The 24,757-nt window shown below is 73.2% G+C and carries 25 protein-coding genes; 9 read left to right on the top strand and 16 right to left on the bottom strand.

Annotation, left to right across the window (positions count from 1 at the left end; all coding sequences use genetic code 11):
* Nucleotides 1–70: 70 nt before the first annotated feature.
* A complete protein-coding gene (locus CWOE_RS30395; RefSeq protein WP_012933001.1) occupies nucleotides 71–760 on the bottom strand; it encodes a ferritin-like domain-containing protein in 690 nt (229 codons plus the stop codon).
* A gap of 152 nt (nucleotides 761–912) precedes the next feature.
* On the opposite strand from CWOE_RS30395, the gene CWOE_RS07605 reads away from it, so the two are divergent.
* Nucleotides 913–1,485, top strand: coding sequence for an RNA polymerase sigma factor (locus CWOE_RS07605; protein WP_012933000.1), 573 nt, complete (start codon nucleotides 913–915; stop codon nucleotides 1,483–1,485).
* Nucleotides 1,485–2,252 carry an anti-sigma factor gene (locus tag CWOE_RS07600; RefSeq protein WP_012932999.1) on the top strand — a complete coding sequence of 256 codons (768 nt, stop codon included), beginning with the start codon at nucleotides 1,485–1,487 and terminating at the stop codon, nucleotides 2,250–2,252. The genes CWOE_RS07605 and CWOE_RS07600 overlap by 1 nt, the downstream gene beginning before the upstream one ends.
* 5 nt (nucleotides 2,253–2,257) lie before the next feature.
* On the opposite strand, the gene CWOE_RS07595 is transcribed toward CWOE_RS07600, so the two are convergent.
* Together CWOE_RS07595 and CWOE_RS07590 are read right to left on the bottom strand one after the other, a co-directional pair.
* Nucleotides 2,258–2,944, bottom strand: a complete 687-nt coding sequence (locus CWOE_RS07595; protein ID WP_012932998.1) for a hypothetical protein — start codon at nucleotides 2,942–2,944, stop codon at nucleotides 2,258–2,260.
* Nucleotides 2,945–3,227: 283 nt separating this feature from the next.
* Nucleotides 3,228–3,722: a hypothetical protein gene (locus tag CWOE_RS07590; protein WP_012932997.1), complete on the bottom strand. Its 495-nt coding sequence runs from the start codon at nucleotides 3,720–3,722 to the stop codon at nucleotides 3,228–3,230.
* Nucleotides 3,723–3,814: 92 nt separating this feature from the next.
* Here CWOE_RS07590 and CWOE_RS07585 point away from each other — a divergent pair, with 92 nt between their 5' ends.
* Nucleotides 3,815–5,293: an SDR family NAD(P)-dependent oxidoreductase gene (locus CWOE_RS07585; RefSeq protein WP_012932996.1), complete on the top strand. Its 1,479-nt coding sequence runs from the start codon at nucleotides 3,815–3,817 to the stop codon at nucleotides 5,291–5,293.
* Here the strand turns inward: CWOE_RS07585 and CWOE_RS07580 are convergent.
* Complete coding sequence (locus CWOE_RS07580) at nucleotides 5,272–6,237, bottom strand: AraC family transcriptional regulator (protein WP_012932995.1); 966 nt, start codon at nucleotides 6,235–6,237, stop codon at nucleotides 5,272–5,274. The genes CWOE_RS07585 and CWOE_RS07580 overlap by 22 nt on opposite strands.
* A gap of 83 nt (nucleotides 6,238–6,320) precedes the next feature.
* Between CWOE_RS07580 and CWOE_RS07575 the strand changes: the two genes are divergently transcribed.
* The 3 genes from CWOE_RS07575 to nhaA are packed head-to-tail and all read left to right on the top strand — an operon-like array spanning nucleotide 6,321 to nucleotide 9,361.
* Nucleotides 6,321–7,157 (top strand): NAD(P)H-binding protein, encoded by an 837-nt coding sequence (locus CWOE_RS07575; RefSeq protein ID WP_012932994.1) that lies wholly within the window; start codon nucleotides 6,321–6,323, stop codon nucleotides 7,155–7,157.
* A gap of 5 nt (nucleotides 7,158–7,162) precedes the next feature.
* Complete coding sequence (locus CWOE_RS07570; RefSeq protein ID WP_012932993.1) at nucleotides 7,163–7,477, top strand: GNAT family N-acetyltransferase; 315 nt, start codon at nucleotides 7,163–7,165, stop codon at nucleotides 7,475–7,477.
* Nucleotides 7,478–7,486: 9 nt separating this feature from the next.
* Nucleotides 7,487–9,361, top strand: coding sequence for a Na+/H+ antiporter NhaA (gene nhaA / locus CWOE_RS07565; RefSeq protein ID WP_012932992.1), 1,875 nt, complete (start codon nucleotides 7,487–7,489; stop codon nucleotides 9,359–9,361).
* On the opposite strand, the gene CWOE_RS30390 is transcribed toward nhaA, so the two are convergent.
* Together CWOE_RS30390 and CWOE_RS07555 are read right to left on the bottom strand one after the other, a co-directional pair.
* On the bottom strand, nucleotides 9,358–10,017 hold the full coding sequence (locus CWOE_RS30390; RefSeq protein ID WP_012932991.1) for a hypothetical protein: 660 nt from the start codon (nucleotides 10,015–10,017) through the stop codon (nucleotides 9,358–9,360). The genes nhaA and CWOE_RS30390 overlap by 4 nt on opposite strands.
* A gap of 7 nt (nucleotides 10,018–10,024) precedes the next feature.
* A complete protein-coding gene (locus CWOE_RS07555) occupies nucleotides 10,025–11,806 on the bottom strand; it encodes an FAD-dependent oxidoreductase (RefSeq protein ID WP_012932990.1) in 1,782 nt (593 codons plus the stop codon).
* Between the two features lie 83 nt (nucleotides 11,807–11,889).
* Between CWOE_RS07555 and CWOE_RS31900 the strand changes: the two genes are divergently transcribed.
* On the top strand, nucleotides 11,890–12,414 hold the full coding sequence (locus CWOE_RS31900; RefSeq protein ID WP_012932989.1) for a c-type cytochrome: 525 nt from the start codon (nucleotides 11,890–11,892) through the stop codon (nucleotides 12,412–12,414).
* Nucleotides 12,415–12,470: 56 nt separating this feature from the next.
* Nucleotides 12,471–13,046 (top strand): XRE family transcriptional regulator, encoded by a 576-nt coding sequence (locus CWOE_RS30385; RefSeq protein WP_012932988.1) that lies wholly within the window; start codon nucleotides 12,471–12,473, stop codon nucleotides 13,044–13,046.
* A 27-nt stretch (nucleotides 13,047–13,073) separates the two neighbouring features.
* Here the strand turns inward: CWOE_RS30385 and CWOE_RS07540 are convergent, their stop codons facing one another.
* The 7 genes from CWOE_RS07540 to CWOE_RS30380 form a co-directional block, all read right to left on the bottom strand.
* Entirely contained in the window at nucleotides 13,074–14,183 is a 1,110-nt protein-coding gene (locus CWOE_RS07540) for a hypothetical protein (protein ID WP_012932987.1), read from the bottom strand.
* Nucleotides 14,180–14,827 (bottom strand): RNA polymerase sigma factor, encoded by a 648-nt coding sequence (locus CWOE_RS07535; RefSeq protein ID WP_012932986.1) that lies wholly within the window; start codon nucleotides 14,825–14,827, stop codon nucleotides 14,180–14,182. The genes CWOE_RS07540 and CWOE_RS07535 overlap by 4 nt, the downstream gene beginning before the upstream one ends.
* 17 nt (nucleotides 14,828–14,844) lie before the next feature.
* Nucleotides 14,845–15,735 carry a type IV toxin-antitoxin system AbiEi family antitoxin domain-containing protein gene (locus CWOE_RS07530; protein ID WP_148261264.1) on the bottom strand — a complete coding sequence of 297 codons (891 nt, stop codon included), beginning with the start codon at nucleotides 15,733–15,735 and terminating at the stop codon, nucleotides 14,845–14,847.
* A 139-nt stretch (nucleotides 15,736–15,874) separates the two neighbouring features.
* Nucleotides 15,875–18,082, bottom strand: coding sequence for a 3-hydroxyacyl-CoA dehydrogenase NAD-binding domain-containing protein (locus CWOE_RS07525; protein ID WP_012932984.1), 2,208 nt, complete (start codon nucleotides 18,080–18,082; stop codon nucleotides 15,875–15,877).
* A gap of 3 nt (nucleotides 18,083–18,085) precedes the next feature.
* The gene (locus CWOE_RS07520; protein WP_012932983.1) at nucleotides 18,086–19,303 is read right to left on the bottom strand and encodes an acetyl-CoA C-acetyltransferase; all 1,218 of its coding nucleotides are present in this window, start codon (nucleotides 19,301–19,303) and stop codon (nucleotides 18,086–18,088) included.
* 86 nt (nucleotides 19,304–19,389) lie between these two features.
* Nucleotides 19,390–20,784: a DUF2252 domain-containing protein gene (locus tag CWOE_RS07515; protein ID WP_012932982.1), complete on the bottom strand. Its 1,395-nt coding sequence runs from the start codon at nucleotides 20,782–20,784 to the stop codon at nucleotides 19,390–19,392.
* Nucleotides 20,781–22,388 (bottom strand): sensor histidine kinase, encoded by a 1,608-nt coding sequence (locus CWOE_RS30380; RefSeq protein WP_012932981.1) that lies wholly within the window; start codon nucleotides 22,386–22,388, stop codon nucleotides 20,781–20,783. The genes CWOE_RS07515 and CWOE_RS30380 overlap by 4 nt, the downstream gene beginning before the upstream one ends.
* A gap of 87 nt (nucleotides 22,389–22,475) precedes the next feature.
* Between CWOE_RS30380 and CWOE_RS07505 the strand changes: the two genes are divergently transcribed.
* A complete protein-coding gene (locus CWOE_RS07505) occupies nucleotides 22,476–23,165 on the top strand; it encodes a response regulator transcription factor (protein WP_328284369.1) in 690 nt (229 codons plus the stop codon).
* A 2-nt stretch (nucleotides 23,166–23,167) separates the two neighbouring features.
* On the opposite strand, the gene CWOE_RS07500 is transcribed toward CWOE_RS07505, so the two are convergent.
* The 3 genes from CWOE_RS07500 to CWOE_RS07490 are packed head-to-tail and all read right to left on the bottom strand — an operon-like array spanning nucleotide 23,168 to nucleotide 24,622.
* A complete protein-coding gene (locus CWOE_RS07500; RefSeq protein WP_012932979.1) occupies nucleotides 23,168–23,575 on the bottom strand; it encodes a response regulator in 408 nt (135 codons plus the stop codon).
* Nucleotides 23,568–24,092 (bottom strand): RDD family protein, encoded by a 525-nt coding sequence (locus CWOE_RS30375; RefSeq protein WP_012932978.1) that lies wholly within the window; start codon nucleotides 24,090–24,092, stop codon nucleotides 23,568–23,570. The genes CWOE_RS07500 and CWOE_RS30375 overlap by 8 nt, the downstream gene beginning before the upstream one ends.
* Nucleotides 24,089–24,622 (bottom strand): hypothetical protein, encoded by a 534-nt coding sequence (locus CWOE_RS07490; protein WP_012932977.1) that lies wholly within the window; start codon nucleotides 24,620–24,622, stop codon nucleotides 24,089–24,091. The genes CWOE_RS30375 and CWOE_RS07490 overlap by 4 nt, the downstream gene beginning before the upstream one ends.
* Nucleotides 24,623–24,757 lie beyond the last annotated feature (135 nt).

Genomic DNA, 24,757 nt, shown 5'->3' with positions numbered 1-24,757 from the left:
GGTGACGCTGCGGGGAGAGCGCGTCCGTGCGCCCTCCCGCAGTCGCTGCGACCAGACCCCTGCCGGGGACTCAGCTGACGATGAATCTCGTCCCGCCGACGATGCCCAGCACCTTTCTCATGCTGTAGGCGACGTCGAACGGGCCGTTCGGCGTGACGCCGCTTCTGCCGGCGATGTCGCCGTTGAGCGCGGCGATCGCGCCGGCGTGGCGCGCCTCGACGGTCAGGATCGAGACGGCGGCCTTCACGACCGGCACCTGCTTGATGTTGGTCGCCTGGCCGGAGTAGGCGGCGACGCCCGTCGTCTCCAGCGCGAACGCGGTCGCGCGGAACTTCGCCTCGTCGGAGGTCGTGTCGGCGAAGTCGAATCTCGGCGACTTGACGGCCGCGCCGCCGAGCGCTCTCTTGAGGAACTTCACGTGCGCGGCCTCGTCTGCGGCGACGAGCGTGGCGAACGCGCCGAGGTCGCCAGGGAAGTTCGCCGCCAGCGCCTCCTTGTAGAACGCCGCCTCGAGGTACTCGAGCGTCAGCGCGTAGTTGAGGATCGCGACGTCCTGTCTTCTCGACGGCTTGGCCGCGCCGGCCAGCGCCGGCAGCCCGCCGAACAGCACGCCGCTCGCGATCAGCGAACCGCCGGCGATGCCGGCCTTGCGGAAGAGGTCGGCGCGCGTGTCGCCCGCGACCGCGTCCTCCTGCTCACGCAGGGCACCATCCCGGTCAAGCGTCTCGAGCGAGATGAGATCGGTGAGTTGGGGCTTCACGGTGAATCTCCCTTCCAGTGGATACGAGCGCCCCTTCTTGCGCAGGGGGAGCGGGATCGGATCACTGCGTTCGCGTCGATCCCGCCGATGATCCGAAACCGCCCGCCGTGCGAATAGCTGTCGATGGCCCCCGCGACCGAGCCCCCTCTCCGATGAGCGCCGGCGGCGTCGAGCGCCTCGCCGACGAGGAGCTGATGACGCTCGTGCAGGACGGCGACGCCCGTGCGCTGGAGGCGCTCTACGACCGCCACGGTGGCGCGGCGTACTCGCTCGCGCACCGCATCATGGGTGAGCGCCAGGCGGCCGAGGACGTCACGCAGGAGGCGTTCGTCTCGATCTGGCGCTCCGGCTCGCGCTATGACCCGGGTCGCGGCAGCGTGCGCTCGTGGGTGCTGGCGATCCTGCGCAACCGCGCGATCGACGCGCTGCGGCGCTCCGCCTCACGCGCGCCGCGCCTGGACCACGACGACGACGGCGTGCTCGAAGCGCAGCCGAGCCCCGAGCGGACCGACGGCGAGGCGCTGCGACGCGAGCGCGCCCGCGTCGTGCGCGGGGCGATGAGAGAGCTGCCGCACGACCAGTCGCAGGTGCTCGGGCTGGCGTACTTCGGCGGCTTCACCCACCGCGAGATCTCCGACATGCTGGAGGTCCCGCTCGGCACGATCAAGGGACGCATGCGGCTCGGGCTGGAGAAGATGCGGACGAGCATGGACGAGGCGATCTGATGAAGCCGGCCGACGGCCACAGCCGCTGGGAAGAGGATCTCGCCGCGTACGCGATCGGCGCGCTCGACCCGCGCGACACGGTCGCGTTCGCCGCGCACCTCGCCGAGTGCGACCGCTGCCGCGGCGAGCTGCACCGGCTCGCGCCGGCGGTCGAGCTGCTGCCCGCGTCGGTCGAGCAGGTCGACCCGCCGCCCGCCCTTCGCGGCCGCATCATGGCGGCGATCGCCGCCGAGCCGCACGCTGCGCGCAGCGTGGACGCCGCATCGCCCCCGCCCCACCGCCGCAGAACCGACCGTCAGCCCCCGCCCCCGCCCCGCCGCTCGTGGCGCGAGCGGATCCGCGGCTGGCACGTCCCCGCACTGCCGGCGGCCGCGACGGCCGCCGCGCTCGCCGCCGCGTTCGCGATCGGCTTCGCCGTCCGCGGCGGCGGGGACGGCGGCTCGCAGCCGCAGCGCACGACCGTGCCCGTCGCCTCGCTCGCGCCCGGCGCCGACGTGCGCGCCCAGCTCGTCTCCTCCGGCGGCAGCTGGCAGCTCGACGTCGGACGGATGCCGGCGCTGCCGCCCGGCCGCGTCTACCAGGCGTGGGTGATGCGCAGAGGCAGGGACGTCGAGCCGTCGACCGTCTTCGTGCTCGCGCGCAACGGCAGCGGCACCGTCGCGATCCCGCAGTCGCTCGGCGCCGGCGACCAGGTGCTCGTCACGCGCGAGCCGCGCGGCGGGAGCGACAGACCGACCTCCGCGCCGCTGCTGCAGGCGAGCGTCTGACCGCTCTAGCGGTCGACGAGCGCGGCACGCAGGCGCTCCGCCGCCCGCGCGTTCAGCTCGTCGCGCAGGCGCGGATCGAAGCGGCCTTCGACCGCCATCGTCGTCACGCACGTCACGGCGTTCCCCGTGTGGCTCGCGAGCATGTCGGCGCGCATGACGACGGTGACGCCCTGCATCGTCATCTGCAGCCGCATCCGCACCCCGCGGGTGTTCGCGCCGAGCCCGGCAGTGTCGATCGGCACCATCCGGAGGTCCCCGAACTCGATCTGCTCGGCGGCGGGCTCGCTGCGCATCGTGTCGAGCATGATCGCCTCGGTGCAGCGCTGGGCGCGCTCGCTCGGAAGGTCCTCGACCGCCTCCTTCGCGCCGGCGTCGTCGTCGAGCAGCGAGACCGACTGGACGACCGCCAGCCCGCCCGCATCCTCGAACGTCACCTGGCCGTCAGCGTCCGCGCTGACGTGGTCGGCCGGATAGTCGGGGCACAGCTCGGCCAGCTCGGCGTCGCTCGGCAGGTCCTCGCCGGAGGCGGGCGAGCGCGTCCAGCCGGACGGCAGATCGGAGGCGCGCAGCAACGCCCGCTCGGCGACGTCTCTGTCAGAGCGCCGCTCCTCCTCGACCGTCCCACAGCCGCCCAGCAGCAGCGCCGCGACGCCTGTCGCCAGCCAGCGGCTGGTCCGTCCCCTCGCCGACATCCGTGTCGTCCTCCGATGCTCGCCGCGCTCTATGACCAACGTCACACAACGGACGCCGGGGAGCGCCCATCATGCTTGTCAGCGATCAAGCAGTACCCGCCGGGCCCCGCAACCCGGCCAAGAGCTTCCTCACCGATCGCAGCACCACCACATAGACACATCTCTCCTCCCGGGAAACGGCTCGCCAGCAGGCGGGCCGTTTCTCTTTGGGACGGCGGGCAGCGTAGCGCGCGCGGCGAAACGGCGCGGTCCGCCCCGCCTCGCCCGCGCTCGCACCGCGCCGCTACGCGGCCAGCTCGCTGAGCTTCTGGCCGACTCTCGCGGCCGCCTCGCCGACGCCTCTCAACTGTCCCTTCGCCCGCCGCAGCAGCGTGTTCGCCGTTCTGACGTCGCCGCGCTTGTACGCCGCCAGGGCGCGGTCGAGCGTGCCGTACGCCCGCAGCTCGACCGCCAGCAGCTCGAGCAGCTGGCGCTTCGTCGTCTCGCCGTCCGGCGTCGAGGTCTGCTCACGGTCGACGGCGTCCCGCATCAGCCGCGCCTGCCCGCGCACCGTCTTGACCGCCTGGCGCGCGCCCGGGATCGCCGAGCGGCCGCGCGCGTCGACGCGCCGCAGTGCTCTCGTCGCCGCCGTCTCCGCTCTCTTGAGCGCGTCGGCGTGCGTGAGCGCCGTGCGCGCGAACGACTGGTCGTCGGCGCGCGCCGCGACCGGCGCCACGAGCAGGAGCGTCAGCAGCGCCGTCAGCAGCAGCGGCAGCCGCCGTCGAGCGATCGAAGTCATGGGAGGAGGTCCTTTCGTGCGTGGAGGTCGAGCAGTTCCTGCCCGGCCGTGCAGGGTCGCATGCGCGGCGGTCCCCTACCCTCCACAGAGCGATGAAGCAGTCAGACGAGCAGCAGCGCCCGGTCGCGGGCATCGATCCCGAGCGGCTGGAGGCGGCGCTCGCCGTCCTCGCGGAGGCGGACGAGCTGCCGCTCGACCACCCCGACGCGCTCGCGATCCAGCGCGCGACGGCGAGGATCTACAAGGCCGTCAAGCTCCGCCGCAGACAGGAGAAGCGGCGCACGGTCGTCGAGCACGACGCGGCCGTCACCGCCGCGACGGCGACCGGCGCGCCCGGGCGGATCGACGACGAGACGCAGGGACTGCAGCTGAGATCGACCGCCAGAGGGGCGATCGCCGGCCACCTGATCGAGCCGCGCGCCTGCTACGTCTGCAAGGACCGCTACACCCAGGTCGACGCCTGGTACCACCAGCTCTGTCCCGACTGCGCCGCGCTGAACCACCAGCGGCGTGACGCGCGCGCCGACCTGACCGGGCGCCGCGCGCTGCTGACGGGCGGCCGCGCGAAGATCGGCATGTACATCGCGCTGCGGCTGCTGCGCGACGGCGCCCACACGACGATCACGACCCGCTTTCCCAACGACGCGATCCGCCGCTTCAAGGCGATGGACGACAGCGGCGACTGGATCGACCGCCTGCGGATCGTCGGGATCGACCTGCGTGACCCCGCCCAGGTGATCGCGCTCGCCGACTCCGTCGCCGAGCAGGGTCCGCTCGACATCCTCATCAACAACGCCGCGCAGACCGTGCGGCGCTCGCCGGAGGCGTACCGGCCGCTCGTCGAGGCCGAGGCCGCGCCGCTGCCCGGCGGCGAGCTGCCGGAGGTCGTCACGTTCGGGCAGATCGGCGGCGGCGCGTCGGCGACTCGGCCGACCTCGTTGCCGGCCGGCGGCGAGTCGCTGGCGTACTGGGCGCCGACGCCGCAGGCCGTGACCGCGCTCGCGCTCGACGCCCGCTCCGCCTCGCCGGAGCGGATCCGCGCCGGCGACGCGATCGACGCCGGCGGCCTGCTGCCCGACCTGCACCACTCCAACAGCTGGGTCCAGCACGTCGACGAGGTCGACCCGATCGAGCTGCTCGAAGTCCAGCTCTGCAACATGACCGCGCCGTTCATCCTCGTCAGCCGCCTGCGCCGCGCGCTCGCGGCGGCGCCCGCACGGCGCAAGTACGTCGTCAACGTCTCGGCGATGGAGGGGCAGTTCGGCCGCGGCTACAAGGGCCCCGGCCATCCCCACACGAACATGGCGAAGGCGGCGCTCAACATGCTCACGCGCACGAGCGCGCAGGAGATGCTGGAGCAGGACGGGATCCTGATGACCGCCGTCGACACCGGCTGGATCACCGACGAGCGGCCGCACCCGCAGAAGATGCGGCTCGCCGACGCCGGCTTCCACGCGCCGCTCGACCTCGTCGACGGCGCCGCGCGCGTCTATGACCCGATCGTCCGCGGCGAGCTGGGCGAGGACCTGTTCGGCTGCTTCCTGAAGGACTACGCGCCGTCGCCCTGGTGAGCCGCCGCTGAGGCGGCCGCGGCGGCCTCCGCCAGCTGCGCCCGCCGCCAGCGGCCGGGCGCCTCGCCGTACGTGCGGCGGAACGCGTTGGAGAGCGCGAACTCGCTGCCGTAGCCGACCTCCTGCGCGACCGCCGCGAGCGTCGCGCCGGGTCGCAGCAGCGCGCCGGCCGCGAGCGACATCCGCCAGCGCGTGAGGTAGGCGAGCGGCGCCTCGCCAACCCGCTCGGAGAAGCGCCGCGCGAACGCCGCACGCGAGAGGCCGGCCAGCGCGGCCAGCTCCGCGACGGTCCATTGATGCGCCGGATCGGAGTGGATCGCTCGCAGCGCGGGGCCGGCCGCCGGGTCCTCCAGCGCGGCGTACCAGCCCGGCACGTCGGCCTCCGGCCGCGTGAACCAGGCGCGCAGGCTGTAGACGAGCAGCAGGTCGAGCAGGCGGTCGAGCACCGTCTGCTGGCCCGGCTCCTCGGTCGCGACCTCGTCGCCGAGCAGACCGAGCGCGGTCCGCAGCGGGCCGCCGACCGAGCCGCCGCGGATCGGCGCGAGCGACGGGAGCGAGGCGAGCAGGCTGTCGCAGACGGAGCCCTCCAGCGTGTACGCGCCGCACAGCAGCTGCGTCGCGGGACCGTCGTGCTGCGGCGGCTGCGGTTGCGGCTGCTGCTCCGGTTCGCCATCGAGCAGGCGCCGCATCGAGACAGCCGGCGCGCCCGGCGCGTGCACGAAGCGGTACGGCGCGCCGGTGCGGACCAGCAGCAGGTCGCCGCCGAACAGCTGCAGCGGCTCCTCCCCCTCCAGCTCGACCCACATCGCGCCGCCAAGCACCGCGTGGAAGGTGAGCGGGAAGACGTCCTGGAACTCGACGCCCCACGGCGCGGCGAAGCGGCGGTTGGAGAAGACCGCGCCGCGCGCATGGGCGCGGGCGAGCAGGTCGGCAAGCACGTCCATCGCAGATAACGGTAGACGATCGATCAAAGATCCGCTCGTTTCGAGCATGGATCGTCTCGCCCTGCGAGTGGATGATCGATCCCATGAGCGACTACCTGATCATCGGCGGCAGCGGCAAGACCGGCCGCCGCATCGTGGAGCACCTGACCGCCGCCGGCCACACGGCCCGCGCCGCGAGCCGCGGCGGCGCCGTCCACTTCGACTGGCACGACGAGACGACCTGGGACGCCGCGCTGGCGGGGACCGAGGGCGTCTACCTCGTCGTCCCGCAGCAGGGGTTCGAGTACGCGGCGCCGTTCGCCGCGCTGCTGAAGCGCGCGGAGGCCGCCGGCGTACGCCGCGCCGTGATGCTGTCGGCGCGCGGCGCCGAGTTCGTGCCCGGCAACCCGGTCTTCGCGGCCGAGGACGTCGTCCGCGGATCCGGCCTCGACTGGACGATCCTGCGCCCGACGTGGTTCGACCAGAACTTCACCGAGGCGTACTTCGCGCCCGGTGAGGACGGAGCGGTCGTCGCGCCCGCGGGCGACGGACGCGAGCCGTTCGTCGACCTCGACGACGTCGCCGCCGTCGCCGCCGCCGCGCTGACCGACCCGCGCCACGCCGGCCGCACCTACGAGCTGTCCGGGCCGGAGGCGCTGACGTTCGGCGAGCTGGTCGCGCTGCTGGCCGCAGAGGCCGGTCGCGAGCTGCGCTACGTCGCCGCCGACCCGGCCGACTACGAGCGCATCCTGACCGGCGCGCTCGACGCCGAGCGCGCGGCCTTCCTCGCGCAGCTGTTCGCCGCGATCCGCGACGGCCGCGACACGCGCCTCTCCGACGGCGTCCAGCAGGCGCTCGGGCGGCCGGCGACCACGGTCGCGCAGTGGGCGGCGCGCGAGGGCGCCGCGCTGCGCGCGGAGGCAGTCGCTCCGTCAGACTGAGCGCGATGACAGCGGCGCACACGCTCACCGACGACCCCGGCGCGCGGCGCTACGAGCTGCGCGCCGGCGCTGACCTGCTCGGCTGGACCGAGTACCTGCCGGCCGGCGACAGCGTGATCCTCGCCCACACCGAGGTGCTGGAAGGGCACGAGGGCGAAGGGCTCGGCGGCGAGCTGGTGCGCGGCACGTTCGCGCAGATCGCCGCGCTCGGCAAGACGGTCATCCCGCTGTGCCCGTTCGCGGCGGCGTACGTGCGCCGGCACCCCGAGCTGCTGGCGCAGGTCGCGCCGAGCATGCGCGCCCAGCTCTCCAGCGGGTAGGACTGCCGCGTGACGGCGACCGCCCCGGGCGACCAGACGACGCCGAAGCGGCGGCAGCTGCTCGCACAGCTCGGCGCGCCGCTGCGGCACTTCATCTCGACCGAGGCCGGCAGCGCGGGGCTGCTGCTGGCCGCGACGGTCGTCGCGCTCGTGTGGGCCAACTCGCCGCTGTCGGACTCCTACGAGTCGCTGTGGCACACGCGGCTGTCGATCTCGCTCGGCGACTGGACGATCGACATGGACCTGCGCCACTGGCTCGACGAGGGGCTGATGGCGCTGTTCTTCTTCGTGATCGGCATGGAAGTGCGGCGCGAGTGGTCGATCGGCGAGCTGAAGGACCGCACGCGCGTGACGGTGCCGGTGATCGCCGGGATCGGCGGGATGGTGCTGCCGGCGCTGATCTACCTCGCGCTGATCCACTTCTCCGGCGCCGTCAGCGGGTCGGCGCACGGCTGGGGGATCGTGATCGCGACCGACACCGCCTTCATGCTCGGCGCGCTCGCGATCGTCGGTCCCGCCTGCCCGACCCAGCTGCGCGTCTTCCTGCTGACGCTGTCGATCGTCGACGACATCGCCGCGATCTCGGTGATCGGGATCGTCTACTCGGAATCGCTCGACGTCGTCGCGCTGCTCGTCGCGCTCGCCTGCCTCGCCGGCATCGGCCTGCTCGGCTCGACCCGCATCTGGCGCGGGTCGGCCTACTGCGCGCTCGGCGCCGGGCTGTGGATCGCGACCGTCGTCTCCGGCCTGCACCCGACGCTCGCGGGCATGGCCGCGGGTCTGCTGATCACCGCCTACACGCCGCGCAGAGAGCAGGTCGAGCAGGCCGCCTCGCAGGCGCGCGCCTTCCGCCAGTCGCCGCTGCCGCAGCTCGCGCGCGACACGAAGCTCAGCATCGAGCGCTCCGTCTCCCCCAACGAGCGGCTGCAGACGCTGCTGCACCCGTGGACGAGCTACGCGATCGTGCCGCTGTTCGCGCTCGCCAACGCCGGCGTCGACATGCGCGCCGGCGCGCTCGGCGACGCGCTCTCCTCCCCGATCACGTGGGGCGTCGTCGCCGGCCTCGTGCTCGGCAAGACGCTCGGGATCGCGACCGGCGCCCTCGGCGCGGTCCGCATGCGGCTCGGGACGCTGCCGCAGGGCGTCGGCGAGGGCCAGGTCGTCGGCGGCGCGGCGCTGTCGGGGATCGGCTTCACCGTCTCGCTGCTGATCGTCGGGCTCGCGTTCTCCGACGCCCAGCAGCAGGAGGAGGCGCGCATCGGCGTGCTGCTCGCCGCGGTGCTGGCGGTCGGCGCCGGCTGGCTGGCGTTCAAGCTCGCGGCGCTGCTGCGCGGCGAGGTCAGCGCCGGTCTGCCGCGAGAGCTGTCCCCGCCGGTCGACGCCGCGCGCGACCACGTCCGCGGCCCGCTCGACGCGCCGCTGACGCTGGTCGAGTACGCCGACTTCGAGTGCCCCTTCTGCGGCCGCGCGACCGGGATGGTGAGGGAGCTGCGCAGACGCTTCGGCGACGACCTCCGCTACGTGCTGCGCCACCTGCCGCTGATCGACGTCCACCCGCACGCCGAGCTGGCCGCACAGGCGATGGAGGAGGCGGCCGTCCAGGGCAGATTCTGGGAGCTCCACGACAAGCTGTTCGACCACCAGGACGAGCTGGAGTTCGAGGACCTGCTCGGCTACGCCGGCAAGATCGGCATCGACGTCGAGGAGCTGGCGCGCGCGCTCCAGGACGGCCGCCACCTCGCGCGGGTGCGCAAGGACGTCGCGAGCGCGGAGGCGAGCGGCGCGCGCGGCACGCCGACCTTCTTCGTCGGCGGGCAGCGCCACGTCGGCCCCTACGACGCCGAGACGCTCGCACGTGAGCTGGAGGAGAGCCGGCGGCGCTAGCGCCCCCGCCACCAGTCGGCCAGCACGTCGTCGAGCGCCGGGCCGAGCGCGGCCGCCTCGGCGCATGCCGCCGCGTCGGCGACGGTCGTCAGCCGCGCGCCGGCCGCCGTCAGCTGCGCACGCGTGCGCTCCGCCTCAGACCGGGCGTGCTCGCCGGGCAGCAGCAGCACGGGCAGGCCGTCGAGCGCGACCGGCGGCCGCTCCCACCCGGGCACGTCCGGCAGCGCGGCGTCGAGCGCGACGACGCCGGCGAGCAGCTCCGGCACGAGCAGCGCCAGCGCGAGCGCGAGCACGCCGCCCTGGCCGTGGCCGACGAGCAGCTGCGGCGCCGGCCAGCGGTCGTGCGCGCCGGCCGTCAGCTGCTCGACCGCGTAGAGCGCGTCGCCGAACGTCGCCGGCTCGACGTCACCGTCGATGCCGGACACGAACCAGCGCTGACCGACGTGCGCGCGACCGAGGTAGAGGAAGCGCAGCGGCTCCGGCACGACGAGGCGGTGCGCCGGTGCGGTCGCCCGCGCCAGCGCGCTCAACCGCCCCGCGTTCGTCTCGACGCCGCGCAGCACGATCGTCGAGCCGGCGCAGCCGGCCTGCGCCTGCCCCGGCGGCTCGTCGTCGACGTAGTAGACGAGCCCGGCTCGATCGAGCGTCTGCTCCACGGCGGGCTCAGACCTCCTTGACCGGCTCGCCGATCGCGTTCTCGCCGGCCGTGAAGCCGTTCGTGATCGCCGGACCGAGCGTCCCGCCGGCCGACCAGTACGCCTGGCCCGCGAGCGACGCGACGCAGTTGCCGGCGCCGTAGAGGCCGGGGATCGGCCGCCCGCTGACGTGCAGGACGCGGCCGGACGCGTCGACGACGGGGCCGCCGTTGGTGTCGAGCGTGCCGCCGCCGATCAGGATGCAGTAGTACGGCCCCGAGCCGCTGATCGGGTACATCGACGGGTTCTTGTCGTTGCCTCTGCGGCGCGGGCCGCCCCACGACACCTGGATCGGCGTCGAGCCGCGGCCGAAGTCGGCGTCGTGCCCCTCCCGCGCGAAGCCGTTGAAGCGGTCGATTGTGCGCTGGACGTTGTCGGCGAAGCCGTCGGAGAGCCGCACGTCGGGGCCGATCGCGCCGTTGATCGAGACTCTGCCGCGCAGCTTGTCGAGCCGGCGCTCGACGTTGCGCGCCAGCTCGGGGATCGTCGCGCCCTCGATCACGTACGGGGCTCTCGTCCCCGGTCTCGGGTACGGCATCCCGTATGCCTGGTACGGGTCGTTCGCGACGCCGCTGTCGTAGACCATGAACTGGACGAGGTTGGGGTACTCCGAGCGTGTCGTGTCCCACACGAAGTGGCTCTGCGTGTGCTCGTGGTACGGCGTCTTCTCGCTCGCGACGCGGTCGCCGAAGCGGTTGACCATGATCATGCTGTCGCCCGGCGGGATCCACAGGTCGTCGACGACGCTGGAGTTCGCCAGCGCCTGCTCCAGCACGTGCTGGACGAGGAACGCGTTGCGCATGTTCCCCAGCCGCGCGCCGAGCTGGCTCGCCATGTCGATGAAGTCGCCGGTGTTCGTCGGCACGGCGCAACCGCCGAAGATCGGTCCCCGCAGGTAGTTCATCACCTTGCTGCGGTCCTGCGTGAAGCCGCCGCTGCCGAAGACGACGGCCTTGCGCGCGCGGTAGAGGCGCTCGCCCTGCGGCGTCTGCGCCTGCACGCCGACGACCTCGCCCTTCTCGTTGGTCGCGATCTGGACGACGTGCTGGCCGGTGAGGACTCTGACGCCCTGCTTGCGCGCGAAGGTCGCGAGGCCGCTCATGAGGCTGCCGCCGCCACCGCCCTCGGCGTCGACCGGGTGCAGCGTGCGGCCGTACGGCGCCTTGTTCTCCGGCAGCTCGGCGTGGTACTCGGGGTGGGTCCAGTCGACGCCGCCGGTCGCGATCTGTCCGGGCCGCAGCGCGGCGATCTGTGATCTCAGCACGCCCGCTCTCTCGATCCGCTCGACGACCTGCGGCGCGAGGTCGAAGTAGGCGCTGAGCGCGCCGTGGCTGAATCTGTCGAGCCCGGCGTACGGCGCCTCCGGGTCGTAGACGCTCGGGAACGCGAGCCGCGCCATCAGCTTGACGGCGTCGTCCTTGGGGTCCTTGACCCCCTTCGCGCGCATCAGGTGGTTGTCGGGGATCCAGTAGGCGCCGCCCGAGCGGGCGGTCGTGCCGCCGATCGCCGGCGCCTTCTCCAGCACGAGCACTCTCGTGCCCGACTGCGCGGCGCCGATCGCCGCGGCGAACGCCGCGCCACCGCCGCCGACGACGATCACGTCCGCCTCCGCGTCGAACGAGCGGCCGGCGGCGCGTGCGGCGCGCGGCATGCGCGCCAGGACGGTCCCGCCGGTCACCGCTCCGGCGGCGGCGAGCAACGAGCGTCGAGAGACCTTGGAGCCCTGCTGCGCGGTCACGTCGTCGGCCATCTCTTTCTCCCAGCTACGCAATATTGTCTACGATCTGTTCGCTGACTATCGCATATTTTGAACGTGCCGATTGGAGAGCTGCCATGTCGTCTCGCCCAGCCCGTCTGTTCGCCGTCCTCTGCGCCTGCCTCGGCCTGGCGGTCGGCTTCGCCGCCTGCGGCGGCGACGGCGAGGACGACAAGCAGGGCTCGATCGCGTTGACCGAGCTGCCCGGCAACCCCGAGAACGGCAGCGGCCCCGGCCGTCCGGCGGACGGCAGACTCGCCGAGTCGGGCGCCGGCGGCGGGGCCGGCAGCGAGGCGCCCGCCGGCGGCGGGGCGGCGGACGGCGACGACGAGGCCGAGGCCGGCGCGGGCGGCGGCGGCACCGCCGCGAACGCCGAGGGCAAGGCGATCTTCACGCAGAGCTGCGCCGGCTGCCACACGCTCTCCGGCGCCGGCGCGAACGGCTCCGTCGGTCCCAACCTCGACGAGGCGAAGCCCGACCAGGCGGCCGTGGCGGAGAAGGTCAGAGCGGGCGGCGGCGGGATGCCGTCGTTCGGCGGGCAGCTGGAGCCGAGTCAGATCGACGCCGTCGCGGCGTACGTCGCGGCGACCGCCGGCTCCTGACCCGGTCCGCGCCGGATAGATTGTCGCGTCGCGGGGTCGCCGACGGCCCCGCCGCGATGCCGACCGACCTGCCCGACCCACCACTCGGCCCGCGCCTGCGGGAGCTGCGCAGACGACGGGGCCTCTCGATCAAGGCCGCCGCCGACCGGGCGGGCATCTCGGCCTCGTTCCTGTCGCTCGTCGAGCGCGAGCAGAGCGACCTCGCGATGAGCCGCCTGATGCGGCTGCTGCAGCTCTACGGTGCGACGCTGACGGAGCTGATCGGCGCGGAGCCCAGACCGCCCTCCGACATCGTCCGCCACGGCGAGGAGCTGCACATCCTCTCGCCCGGCGAGCACATCGACGCCTACCTGCTCGTCGCCGACACCGACCGCCCGCTCGTGCCGATGATCTGGGTCTACGCGCCCGGCGCCGGCATGGAGGAGCCGATCGTCCCGCTGACCGACCAGTTCAGCTACGTGATCGACGGCGCCGTCGCGGTCGAGACCGACGACGGCACCGAACGACTCGGGCCGGGCGACACGATCTACATGCGCGCCGGCCGCCGATACCGCATCCACAACGACGCCGAGCAGCCTGCGCGGCTGCTCGGGTGCGGCATCGGCGTAGCGGGGCCGCCGCCCGCCGTCTGAGACGACGGGCGGCGCGGGGTCATCGCCTCACAGCTGGTCGCAGCCGAGCCCCTCGGCCGCCGCGACCTCGACCGGCGCGCCCTTGCCGCCCATGACCTTGCCGTTGCCGTTGACCGCGTCGGCGTGGTCCCACAGGACCTCCGGGTAGTCGCCCTCGGCGTTCATCTCGTTGAGGATCGGCCATCTGCGCGAGCTGGCGAGCGCCTCGGCGGCCGCTCTCTCAGCGGCCGCGTCACCGTCGTCACGCGCCGTCGCCCACTGGTCGATCCACGCGCACGCGACAGCGCCGGAGACCTGCGCGCCGAGCTGGTAGCGGTCGTTGACGCCGTCGCCCTCGGTCAGCTTCCCGGCGTCGAAGCCGTCCGGCAGCGGGAGGCCGGCGAGCATCTGCTTGACCTCGTTCGCGCGGTCGGCCGGCTTGACGACGCTCGACGGCATCGCCGACAGCCACTGGTCGACGCTGACCGGTCTCAACGCGCGCAGCGCCGCGACGAACTGCTCCTGCGTGACCTGCTCGCCGCCCATCCGCAGCTCGAGCGAGTATCTGCCGGACTTCCACAGCGCGGTGAAGTCGTTGTAGGCGCCGGTGCCCTTGTACTTGAAGACGTCCGCCTGGGCGCCTGCGACCTCGACGGTGGGCAGGCGGTCGGCGCTGTGGGCGCGGTCGGCGACGTAGTCGGCGTGGGTGGCCGCGGCCCGCCAGGTGAGGTCGGCGCGCAGGTCGCCGCTCTCGAACGTCATCTCGCCGTCGTCGACGTGGAACTCGTCGGCGCGCGTGACGGTCCAGCCGTTCGCGTCGATCGTCAGCCGCGGCACCGCGTCGGCGACCTTCAGCACCGACGACGCCCAGACGCGGTCCGGTCCTGTCTGCAGGTCGCCGTCGCTCGTCAGCTGGACGCCGACGAGCGCGAAGACGCCGACGGCGGCCGTCGCGGCGAGCGTCATCCCGATCCGGCGGGTGCGGGTCGAGCGGCGGCGCGCGGGCGCCGCCTCGGCCTCGAAGCCGTCCGGCGCGTCGCGCGACTCCTCGACGATCGCGTTCAGCAGCTCGCCCTCGCTGTCGAGCGGCAGGCTGCGCACGTCCTCGTCACGGATCGGCGCGGCGTCCCGCACGCGGCGATCGATTCTTCTGCTCATCGCACGTTCTCCTTCGCAAGGTCCATGTGGCGCTGTGGCGCCGGGCGGCCGGGGGCGGCCGGCGCGGCGAACACGGCGCGGTCGGGCGGGGCCGAGGCGCCGGCGCTCGCCGGCTCGGCGGCCGCGTCCTCGCGCTCCAGCTCGGCGCGCAGGCGGCGGCGGGCGCGGTGCAGGCGGCTGCGCACGGCGACGCCGCGGACGCCGAGCACGACGGCGATCTGCGCCGGCGTCAGCTCCTCCCACCCAGCCAGCAGGAGCACTTCGCGGTCCTCCCGCGAGAGCCGTCTGAGCGCCGCGCGGATGCGGGCGCTGTCACCGTCGGTCCGCGGCTCGACAGCCGGCAGCTGCACCGCCAGCTCCTGCCCGAGCCGCTCGGAGAGGACGGTCCGCCGCCGCTCTCCGCGCCGCTGGTTGGCGAGCACCCGCCGCGCGACGCCGAACAGCCACGGGCGCGCGTCGTCGCCGTCGGGCACGTCGTCGACCCGTCGCCAGGCGACGAGGAACGTCTCCGCGAGCGCGTCCGCGGCGTCGGCGGGATCGTCGGTGCGACGCAGGAGGTAGCCGAGCACCGACCGCCGATGGCGGTCGAACAGCAGCTCGAACCGCCGCCTGCACGCGTCGTTGTCTGTGTCGATCGAGTCCATTGCGGAGGTGATGTCCGTCAGTCGCCAGAGCGTTGCAGCTGCCCGGTGAGCTGTGCCGCAACCTCCCGCGGACGGTCGGCGACGTCGGCGTCGGTGAAGCGCAGGACGATGATCCCGTGCGCGACGAGCAGGTTCGTCTTCGCACGGTCGCGCTGGAACGAGCGCCGCGTGCGGTGCCACGCCCAGCTGTCGATCTCGACGGCGAGCCGCGCCTGCGGCCACCACGCGTCGACCTCCTGCCCGTGGACGTGCACGTTCGTCCGCGGTCGCGGCAGCCCGTTCCGCTCGACGAGCCCGAGGAACAGCAGCTCCAGCTCAGAGCGCGTGTGCTCGGGCCCGTTCGCGCGCACCTCCGCGAGCGCCGCCCGCATCGCCCGGTGCCCGCGGCCGTTGCGCCCGCGCGCCCGCTCCAGCACGAGCTCGATCGCGCCGACGTCCACACGGTGGTTCCGCTCCGCCGCGTTCAGCGCGTTCGTCAGGTGGTCGCGCGGGACGACCGACGCGAGGTCGACCAGCGTGCGCGCGAGGGTGGTGACGGGGATGCCGTCGATCTGGGTGACGTCGTCGGGGGTGAGTGTCGCTCGGTGGAGAGCGATGCCTGGCGCTCTTGCTCGCTTGCCATCGACCGTCACGTCGATGTTGCGGTGGTTGGCTGGCCGGATGCCATGGAGACCGGCGGCGTCGCGGTGACTCAGCACGGCGCCGGGTCCCGCTGCAAAGACCGCCGCGAGGCGGATGCCCTCCCGGCGCAGCCGGCGGTGACCGACCGCGTAGACACCGCGATGGAGTCTGACGAGCGAGCCGCGGTCCAGGCGGTCCCGCACCATCGTCGGCGACAACCCCAGCGCACCGAGTTGCCTGCGGCCCACCACACCAAACTGTGCCTCAGCCAGCTCCTGGAGCCGCATCTCGGGAGGCGCGGTCGATTGCTGGTCCATGAGACCAGCAATCGACCGGGGCTCGGACTGAAGCGCGGGCATGGCCCGCGACGATGCCAGCCCCGCCACGCACGGCGCTACGCGCGTTCGTGACGGGACTGTGGAGAGCTCAGGCGGTGGCGGGGACTCCGGCGCCGTCGAGGTAGGGCTCGCCGCGCTCGGCGCGCTCGACCAGCGACGCCGGGGGCTCGAAGCGGTCGCCGTAGGCGGCGGCCAGCTCGCGGGCGCGGGCGACGAAGCCGGGCAGGCCGCCTTCGTACCCGTTGATGTACTGGAGCACGCCGCCGCTCCAGGCCGGGAAGCCGATCCCGAAGATCGAGCCGATGTTGGCGTCGGCGATCGACGGGATCACGCCCTCGTCGACGCACTTCACGGTCTCGATCGACTCGATGAACATCATCCGCTCCTCGAGGTCTCTGAGCGAGATCGAAGAGGGGTCGGCGACCGGCGGGAAGGCCGCTCTGAGGCCGTCCCAGATGCCCGTCCGTCTGCCGTCAGCGTAGGAGTAGAAGCCCTTCCCCTCCAGCTTGCCGGGGCGGTCGAACTCGTCGAGCATGCGGTCGATCACCTGCTCGGAGGGATGGTCGTCCCAGCCGCTGCCGATCGCGCCGGCCTCCTTCGCCGCCACGCGGATCTTGCGCATCAGCTTGAGGTTCAGCTCGTCGGACAGCTGCAGCACCGGAGCCGGGTAGCCGGCCTGCGAGGAGGCCTGCTCGATCGTCGGCGCCGGGATCCCCTCCGTCAACATCGAGATGCCCTCGTTGATGAACGTCCCGATCACGCGCGAGGTGAAGAAGCCGCGCGAGTCGTTGACGACGATCGGCGTCTTCTTGATCTGCTTGGCGACGTCGAGCGCTCTGTAGAGCGCGTCGTCGGAGGTCTGCTCGCCCTTGATGATCTCCAGCAGCGGCATCTTGTCGACGGGGCTGAAGAAGTGCAGGCCGATGAAGTCCGCCGGCCGCGAGACGCCCTCGGCCAGCTCCGTGATCGGGAGCGTCGAGGTGTTCGAGCCCAGCAGCGCGTTCGTCGCCAGATGCGGCTCGATCTCGGCGAAGACCTTCGCCTTCACGGCCGGGTCCTCGAAGACCGCCTCGATCACGAGGTCGGCGCCGGCCGCGGCCGTCGCGTCGTCGGTCGGGGTGATCAGCGCCAGCAGCGCGTCGCCCTTCTCCTGCGTCGAGCGCCCGCGCGAGACGGCCTTCTCGACGAGTCTCGCCGAGTAGCCCTTGCCACGGTCGGCCGCCTCCTGCGAGACGTCCTTCAGCACGACCTCGATGCCGGCCTTCGCGCAGACGTACGCGATCGCGGCGCCCATCATGCCGGCGCCGAGCACGACGGCCTTTCTCGCCCGGTACGGCTCGATCTCGGCCGGCCGGCCGCGGTCGCCGTTGACCTGCTGGAGGTCGAAGAAGAACGCCTGGATCATGTTCTTCGCGACCTGGCCGGTGGCGAGGCTGACGAAGTAGCGGCCCTCGATCTCGATCGCGCTGTCGAAGTCGACCTGCGCGCCCTCGATCGCCGCCGCCATGATCGCCGCGGGCGCCGGGTAGTTCGCGCCCTTCAGCTGCTTCTTCAGGTTCGCCGGGAACGCCGGCAGGTTCATCGCAAGCGCCGGCGTCGACGGCGTGCCGCCGGGGATCTTGTACTTCTTGTCCGCGTCCCACGGCTGCTGGACCGGATCCCCCCCACCCTTGGCGGCGATCCACTTCTTCGCGGCGGGGATCAGGTCGTCTCTGCTCGCGACCAGCTCGTCGACGATGCCGATCTCCAGCGCCTTCGCCGGGCGGACTCTCTTGCCCTGGAGCAGCAGCTGCATCAGCGCGTTGACGATGCCGAGCATCCGGACCGTGCGCACGACGCCGCCGGCGCCCGGAAGCAGGCCGAGCGAGACCTCGGGGAAGCCGAGCTGGATCTTCGAGCTGTCGACGACGACTCGGTGGTGCGTCGCCAGCGCGATCTCCAGGCCGCCGCCGAGCGCGGTGCCGTTGACCGCCGCGACGACCGGCTTGCCGAGCGTCTCCAGGCGGCGCAGCTGGCCCTTCGCCTCGCGCAGGTAGGTGGCGAACTCCTCCGCCTGCTCCGGCGTCACCGCTCTGAGGTTGTTGAGGTCGCCGCCCGCGAAGAACGTGCTCTTCGCGGAGGTGATGATCACGCCAGTGATCGAGTCCTTCTCGGCCTCGAGTCTGTCGATCGTGGCCGCCATCGAACGGGCGTAGGCCTCGTTCATCGTGTTGGCGCCCTGGTTCGGGTCGTCCAGCGTCAGGACGACGACGCCGTCGGCGTCCTTGTCCCAGCGGATCGTGGTGCTCTCAGCCATGACCTAGATCGCCTCCACGACGGTCGCGATGCCCATGCCGCCGCCGACGCAGAGCGTCGCGAGGCCGTATCTGCCGCCGGTGCGGTGCAGCTCGTCGATCAGCGTGCCGAGGATCATCCCGCCGGTCGCGCCGAGCGGGTGGCCCATCGCGATCGCGCCGCCGTTGACGTTGACCTTCTCCATGTCGAGGTCCATGTCGCGCACGAACCGCAGCACGACCGCGGCGAACGCCTCGTTGATCTCGACGAGGTCGAGCTGGTCAGCAGTGATGCCGGCCTTCCCGAGCGCCTTCTTCGACGCCGGCGCGGGACCGGTCAGCATGATCGTCGGGTCGGCGCCGGAGACGGCCGTCGCGAGGATGCGGGCGCGCGGCTCGAGGCCCAGCTCCTCGCCCGTCTGCGCGTTCCCGATCGCCAGCAGCGAGGCGCCGTCGACGATGCCGGAGGAGTTGCCCGGCGTGTGGACGTGGTCGATTCTCTCGATCCAGTGGTACTTCTGCAGCGCGACGGCGTCGAAGCCGCCCATCTCGCCCATCGCGGCGAACGACGGCTTCAGTCTGCCGAGCGTCTCGGCGGTCGTGCCGGCGCGGATGAACTCGTCGTTGTCGAGCACGACGTGGTCGTTGATGTCGAGCACCGGAACGACCGAGTCCTTGAACTTGCCCGCGGCCTGCGCGGCGGCGGCACGCTCCTGCGAGCGGACGGCATAGGCGTCGACGTCGTCGCGGCTGAACTCCTCGACCGTCGCGATCAGGTCGGCGGAGATGCCCTGCGGGACGAACGCCGTCTCGAGGTTCGTCTCCGGGTCGAGCGCCCAGGCGCCACCATCGGTGCCCATCGGCACGCGCGACATCGACTCGACACCGCCGGCGAAGACGAGGTCCTCCCAGCCGGAGGCGACCTTCTGCGCGGCGACGTTGACCGCCTCCAGGCCCGAGGCGCAGAAGCGGTTGAGCTGGACGCCGGCGACCGTGTCCGGCAGACCGGCCTTGAGCGCCGCCGTCTTGGCGATGTCCATGCCCTGGTCGCCGACGGGCGTGACGCAGCCGAGCACGACGTCGTCGACCCGCTTTGGATCGAGCGACGCGTTGCGTGAGAGCATCTCGTGCATCAGGCCGACGACGAGGTCGACAGGCTTGGTGGTGTGCAGAGAGCCGTTGCTCTTGCCCTTGCCGCGCGGTGTGCGCAGGGCGTCGAAGACGAGTGCGTCGGTGCTTGGCATTTCTCCTACCTCGGTTGAGCTCGCGTGAGGCGCTGATTGGCCAGTCAACCAATATCGTGCCACGCCGGGTGCGGTCCGTGTCGCAACTACTGCCGGACGGGCGCGGCGAGATGCGCGACGAGCGCTGCGTGATCGCGCTCGGTCTGGTCGGAGTAGGTCGCCGCGAAGCGCGCGATCGCGCGCTCGAACGCGTCGCCGCCGCCGAGGTAGGCGCCGATCGCGAGCGCGTCGCCCGAGCGCGCGTGCGCCCGCGCGAGCGTCCAGCCGCACATCTGCCCGTACGCGCTCAGGCCGGCCGGGACTATCCGCTCGAGGTCGGCGGAGCGCTTCCAGTCCCACAGCTGGCGCACGTAGAAGTCGCGCCGGTTGCCGTCGGGGTCGTCGACCGAGACCCAGCCGAGGCAGATGTCGCTCGCCGCCTGCATCAGCCACTGACCCTCGACGACGCGGCGGCCGTGCCGGTTGAACCTGCTCGCGCCCGCGAACGGCTCGACGACCGACGCGTTCGCCTCCTTCAACTGCAGGAACAGCGGGTCGCGCTCGTCGTCGCCGATCAGCAGCGCGATCCAGGCGCGCGTGCCAACGCTGCCGACGCCGACGACCTTGCGCGCGGCGTGGACGTAGTGGTAGCGCTCCAGCAGCCGCCGCGTCGCGCCGGTCAGGCTGGCCGCGTAGCCGCTGAGGATCCCGCGCACCAGCTGCTCGATCTCGGGGCCGGTGCCGGCGCCTTCGGGCAGCTCGTCCTCGATCGGGACGATCAGCGGCGGGTCCGCGGCGATCCGCAGCTCGCCGTCGACGCGCTCGGTCAGGCGCGCAACCGCCTTCATGCTCGTCTTCGAGCGCGCCTTCTCGACGTTGCGCTCGAACGTGCGCATCTGCGCTCGCGGCACTCTGCTGCGCCACTCCTCGATGACGCTGTCGGCGTTCAGGCGCGCGTACCAGACGTCGAGATGCGACTGGCCGGCGAAGTCGCGGATCGCGCGGCGGTACGCGCCGACGGCCGCGTGCACGGCCGCCGCCTGCTCGTCCGAGTCGAAGCCGCGGTCGCGCGCGGCGAGCACGATGCTCGCGGCGAGCCGCTTGACGTCCCACTCCCACGGGCCGGGCAGCGTCTCGTCGAAGTCGTTGAGGTCGAACACGATCGTGCGGTCGGGGGCGCCGAAGCCGCCGAAGTTCGCCAGGTGCGCGTCGCCGCACAGCTGCACGCGCTCACCGCTGACCGGTGTGCGCGCGAGGTCGGCGGCCATCACCGCCGCCGAGCCGCGGAAGAACGTGAACGGCGACGCGCTCATGCGCTCGTAGCGGAGCGGCAGCAGCTCCGCGATGCGGTCTCTCCCCTGGCGCTCCAGCAGCTCGATCGGGTCCGCGCGGTCGGCGGCCGGCTCCCACTCGCCGTGGTCGCGACGGCGTATCTCGGCGCGCGCGGCGCGACCGCGCGCGATCCGCTCGTCACGGCTGGTGACGCGCTCGGCTGTGCTCATCGTGTGTCCTCCTCGGCGCGGGGTCGCGGCGGCCATGGCGTGCGCCCGTGCACGAGCGCGCCGCCACCGTCGTCGTTGGTCAGCTCGACCGTGCCGCCGACGGCGAGGATCCGGTCGCGCATGTGGGTCAGCCCCGTGCTCGTGTGGAGCACGCCGTCGGCGAAACCCGGGCCGTCGTCGGCGACGGCGAAGTCGAGCGTGCCGTCGACGCACGCGAGTCGCAGCGTCACATGCGCGCCGGGGCCGGCGTGCTTGCACGAGTTCTGGAGCGCCTCCAGGCAGCAGTAGTAGACCGCCGCCTCGGCCTCCGGTGTGCTGCGCGGCACGTCGCCGGCCGCGCGCACCGCGACCGGTCGCGCCGCCTCCTGCGCCTCCGCCTCCAGCGCGGTCAGCAGGCCGCCGGTCGCCAGCAGCGGCGGGTAGACGCCGCGCGCGATCGCGCGGACCGCGTCGAGGGCGTCCTGCGCCTCCTCGCCGAGCGCGACGAGGCGGGCGTGCAGCAGCTCCGACGCACCCTCCTGCTCGGCCTCCTCCGCCGCCAGGTCGAGCTTGATCCGCAGCGCGACGAGGCGGTTCTGGCCGCTGTCGTGGAGGTCCCGCTCGATCCGCCGCCGCTCCTCGGAGCCGGCCGAGTAGATCCGCGCGCGCGATGCGCGCAGCTCGTCGGCGCTCGCGTGCAGCCGCGCCTCCAGCGCCGCGTTGCGGCGCACCAGCAGCGCCCGTTCGAGCAGCTGCCCGCGCGCCTGGCCGGCGAGCAGCGCCCACGGCACCGCCAGTCCGGCCAGCACGCCGAGCCAACCGATCGCGATCGCGACGTCGCCGTCGCCGGAGGTCGTGCGCAGCACGTTGCCGACCGCGACCGCGAGCGCGAAGACGAACAGGCAGGCGAACGGAACCGCCAGCGTCGCGCGCGCGAGCCCTTGCACCGCGCGCATCCGTTGCAGCACGAGCAGCGCGACGACGACCAGCATCGCGCTCGTGAGGAACGTCGTCGCGTCGGACAGCGTCGCCGTCAGCCCGCCACCGAGGTCGACGACGCGGTAGGGGTTCTGCGGGCAGGCGCCGTCGCAGCGGGTCAGGATCCCGCCGACCGGCAGCTCGCGCGCGCCGAGCAGCATCACCGTCCACGCCGCGGCGACGGCAGCGACCGTCGAGCGGTAGACGAGCCGCGTCCGCGGTCCCTCCAGCTCGCCGGACGGGAACGCCAGCATCACGTAGGAGAGGATCGCCGCAAGCCCGACCCACGCGAGCCGCCCGAGCGTGTACGCCCCCGGATCCGACAGCGCCATCGGCGTCGTCGCGACGAAGGCGGCGCCGGCCGCTATCAGCAGCGGGCCGAGCCGGCTGTCCGGGCGCAGCCGCCACGTCTGCAGGCCGACGCCGACCCACGACACGATCGCGACGGCGCGGTAGGCGCCGTTGAGCGCGGGCTGCGCGAAGACGTCGCTCTGCGCGCCGAGCGTCGCGGCCACGGTGGCCGCCACGACGCCGACGGCGGCGATGCCGGCGAGCAGCGACGGCGTCGGGGCGAGCGCACGGCGACGCCTCGGCAACTGCAGGCCGAGCAGCGTCGCGTCGGGAGGTTGGAGTGAGGCCGGAGTCATCGCCCTGGCAGACAGACACGTCGCTCGCCGGTCCAGCCTCTCAGGTCGCGGGCGCTTCGCCAAGTGCACGCGGCGGGTAGACACTGAATCATTACCCGGGACCTGCCGATCCGCGTCGTCCTCGCAGACGACAGTTTTCTGGTGCGAGAAGCGGTCGCACGCATCCTCGAGCACGAGGCGCACCTCGAGGTCGTCGCGCGCTGCCACGACCGCGCCTCGCTGCTGGCTGCCGTCGAGCGTGAGCGGCCGACGGTCGTCGTGACCGACATCCGCATGCCGCCCGACCTCGAGGACGAGGGCATCCAGGTCGCCAACGAGCTGCGCGAGCGCTATCCCGAGATCGGCGTCGTCGTGCTGAGCCAGTACGCCGAGCCGCGCTTCGGGCTCGCGCTGCTGGAGGCGGGCAGCGACGGGCGCGCCTACCTGCTGAAGGAGCGCGTCAGCGACCGCGGCCAGCTCGTCGGCGCGATCGACGCGGTCGCGCGCGGCGGCGCGTTCGTCGACGCCAAGATCGTCGAGTCGATGATCGCGCGCCACACCGCGCCGGGCGACTCGCCGCTGGCGGAGCTGTCGCCGCGGGAGCTGGAGATCCTCGGCGAGATCGCGCAGGGCAAGAGCAACCCGCGGATCGCGCGCGAGCTGGTGCTGACGAAGCGGGCCGTCGAGAAGCACATCAACTCGATCTTCCTGAAGCTCGGCCTCAGCTACGCCGAGGACGTCAGCCGACGCGTCAAGGCGACGCTGATCTACCTCGCCGCGGCGGGCAGACGCGACTGACCTCAGCGCGCCGGCCCGTGCCGCCGCCACAGCTCGATCAGGGCACGCGGGCGCAGGTCCTGCTTCGCCAGCACCGCGACGGCACCGCAGGTGGTGCACGCCGGCGGCAGGCGGTCGAGCGCGCCGGCCGAGACGAGCACGACGACCGTCTTCGGCCACCGCGCGAGCAGCCGGCGGGTCGTGTCGATCCCGTCCGTGCCGGGCATCCGCACGTCCATCAGCACGAGCTCGGGCGCGACCGCCTCCGCCGCCGCGAGCGCCTCTGCCGCCGACGCCGCCTCGCCGAGCGTGCGGAAGCCCGGCGTCGCGCCGACGACGGCGCGCGCGGCGCTGCGGAACGACGCCTGGTCGTCGACGGTCAGCACGCCGACCTCGTGCCCGGGAGCGCCCGGCCGCGCGGCGTCAGACATGGCCGCCGCCGTGCACCACGACGGTTCGCGCCAGCCAGTCGTGGAAGGCGCGCCGGCGCTCGTCGAGCAGCACGGGCACGTAACCGGCGAACAGCGGAATCGCGCCGAGCACGAGGCCGATGCAGCGCAGCAGCGCCCGCCGCAGCGGGATCTGGGCGGCGGCGTCGCGCGCATCGCGCACGCGGATCCCCATCACGCGGTCGCCGGGCGTCTGGCCGGTCGTCGACCAGAAGACGGCGAAGTAGCCGACCGCCCACGCGAACCAGACGATGCCGCCGAACACCGCCGCGACGACCGCGACGTCGTGCGGCAGGTGCAGCAGCGACATGCACAGCGTCAGCACGCCGGCGACCGCGAGCGCCACCCCGTTGACGACGGCGGCGTCGAGCGCGAACGCGATCGTGCGCGTGACGAGGCCGGCGTACGGCGGCGGCTCGATTCGCGGCGCCGCCGGCGGTCTGCCGTTGCTGCGAGCAGCCGCGGCAGCCTGTGCGCGCGCCGTGGCCGCGGTGCTCATGCCGGTCCCGGGTCCGGCATCCCAGGTCGCGGGCCGGCACGCGGCTCACGCCGCAGCACGCGCCGCGCCGCGCGTTCGATCCAGGCGTCGGCGTGCTGGGACTGCTCGCGAACCTCGCTCGCGACATCGTCGGCGAAGCTCGCGCCCTGCTGCGTGATCGCGCTCGTGACGGCCGGGCTCTGCGCGACCTCCTGCACCATCAGCCACAGCTCCTCGCTCTCCAGCAGCCGTGCGGCCGTCGCCTCCATCAGGCGGCTGTCGACGACGCGCGCGACGAGCCGCTCCATCGCCGGGCTCTCCACCGCCTCCGCGACAGCGGCCTCCAGCTCGGGGCCGGCGAGCACGCGCTCGTAGATGCGGCGGGCGGCCTCCTCCGCCAGCTCGGACGCGAGCAGCATGTCGAGTCCAGCCAGCGCGCCGCGGGTGACCGGTCCGGCGGCGGTGCGCAGCGCCCAGCGCGGGGCGTCGAGCCCGCGCGCGAGCACCGCACGCGGCGGCCCCAGTCCTGTCGTGACGATCTCTCGCACCATGCGGCCATGTTCCTCCCGCCCGCGCCGGGCGCGCAGTGGTGCATGCCGGTGTCTGCGGTGTGGTGGGCGCACCCTTGGCGACGTCCCGCGCGCGGTGGGACGGTGGACCTCCACGATGAATGGAGGAGCTCCATG

The organism is Conexibacter woesei DSM 14684 (assembly GCF_000025265.1).
In the GTDB taxonomy this organism is placed as follows: Bacteria; Actinomycetota; Thermoleophilia; order Solirubrobacterales; family Solirubrobacteraceae; genus Conexibacter; species Conexibacter woesei.
Note: the sequence above shows the minus strand (reverse complement) of the source record. Positions and strands in the feature narration are given on the sequence as shown.

Excerpts from the sequence above, each read along its gene's own strand:
- CWOE_RS07605 (WP_012933000.1), top strand. The coding sequence starts at position 913 with ATGAGCGCCGGCGGCGTCGAGCGCCTCGCCGACGAGGAGCTGATGACG.
- CWOE_RS07600 (WP_012932999.1), top strand. The coding sequence starts at position 1,485 with ATGAAGCCGGCCGACGGCCACAGCCGCTGGGAAGAGGATCTCGCCGCG.
- CWOE_RS07595 (WP_012932998.1), bottom strand. The coding sequence starts at position 2,944 with ATGTCGGCGAGGGGACGGACCAGCCGCTGGCTGGCGACAGGCGTCGCG.
- CWOE_RS07590 (WP_012932997.1), bottom strand. The coding sequence starts at position 3,722 with ATGACTTCGATCGCTCGACGGCGGCTGCCGCTGCTGCTGACGGCGCTG.
- CWOE_RS07585 (WP_012932996.1), top strand. The coding sequence starts at position 3,815 with ATGAAGCAGTCAGACGAGCAGCAGCGCCCGGTCGCGGGCATCGATCCC.
- CWOE_RS07580 (WP_012932995.1), bottom strand. The coding sequence starts at position 6,237 with ATGGACGTGCTTGCCGACCTGCTCGCCCGCGCCCATGCGCGCGGCGCG.
- CWOE_RS07575 (WP_012932994.1), top strand. The coding sequence starts at position 6,321 with ATGAGCGACTACCTGATCATCGGCGGCAGCGGCAAGACCGGCCGCCGC.
- CWOE_RS07570 (WP_012932993.1), top strand. The coding sequence starts at position 7,163 with ATGACAGCGGCGCACACGCTCACCGACGACCCCGGCGCGCGGCGCTAC.
- CWOE_RS07555 (WP_012932990.1), bottom strand. The coding sequence starts at position 11,806 with ATGGCCGACGACGTGACCGCGCAGCAGGGCTCCAAGGTCTCTCGACGC.
- CWOE_RS31900 (WP_012932989.1), top strand. The coding sequence starts at position 11,890 with ATGTCGTCTCGCCCAGCCCGTCTGTTCGCCGTCCTCTGCGCCTGCCTC.
- CWOE_RS30385 (WP_012932988.1), top strand. The coding sequence starts at position 12,471 with ATGCCGACCGACCTGCCCGACCCACCACTCGGCCCGCGCCTGCGGGAG.
- CWOE_RS07540 (WP_012932987.1), bottom strand. The coding sequence starts at position 14,183 with ATGAGCAGAAGAATCGATCGCCGCGTGCGGGACGCCGCGCCGATCCGT.
- CWOE_RS07535 (WP_012932986.1), bottom strand. The coding sequence starts at position 14,827 with ATGGACTCGATCGACACAGACAACGACGCGTGCAGGCGGCGGTTCGAG.
- CWOE_RS07530 (WP_148261264.1), bottom strand. The coding sequence starts at position 15,735 with ATGCGGCTCCAGGAGCTGGCTGAGGCACAGTTTGGTGTGGTGGGCCGC.
- CWOE_RS07525 (WP_012932984.1), bottom strand. The coding sequence starts at position 18,082 with ATGGCTGAGAGCACCACGATCCGCTGGGACAAGGACGCCGACGGCGTC.
- CWOE_RS07520 (WP_012932983.1), bottom strand. The coding sequence starts at position 19,303 with ATGCCAAGCACCGACGCACTCGTCTTCGACGCCCTGCGCACACCGCGC.
- CWOE_RS07515 (WP_012932982.1), bottom strand. The coding sequence starts at position 20,784 with ATGAGCACAGCCGAGCGCGTCACCAGCCGTGACGAGCGGATCGCGCGC.
- CWOE_RS30380 (WP_012932981.1), bottom strand. The coding sequence starts at position 22,388 with ATGACTCCGGCCTCACTCCAACCTCCCGACGCGACGCTGCTCGGCCTG.
- CWOE_RS07500 (WP_012932979.1), bottom strand. The coding sequence starts at position 23,575 with ATGTCTGACGCCGCGCGGCCGGGCGCTCCCGGGCACGAGGTCGGCGTG.
- CWOE_RS30375 (WP_012932978.1), bottom strand. The coding sequence starts at position 24,092 with ATGAGCACCGCGGCCACGGCGCGCGCACAGGCTGCCGCGGCTGCTCGC.
- CWOE_RS07490 (WP_012932977.1), bottom strand. The coding sequence starts at position 24,622 with ATGGTGCGAGAGATCGTCACGACAGGACTGGGGCCGCCGCGTGCGGTG.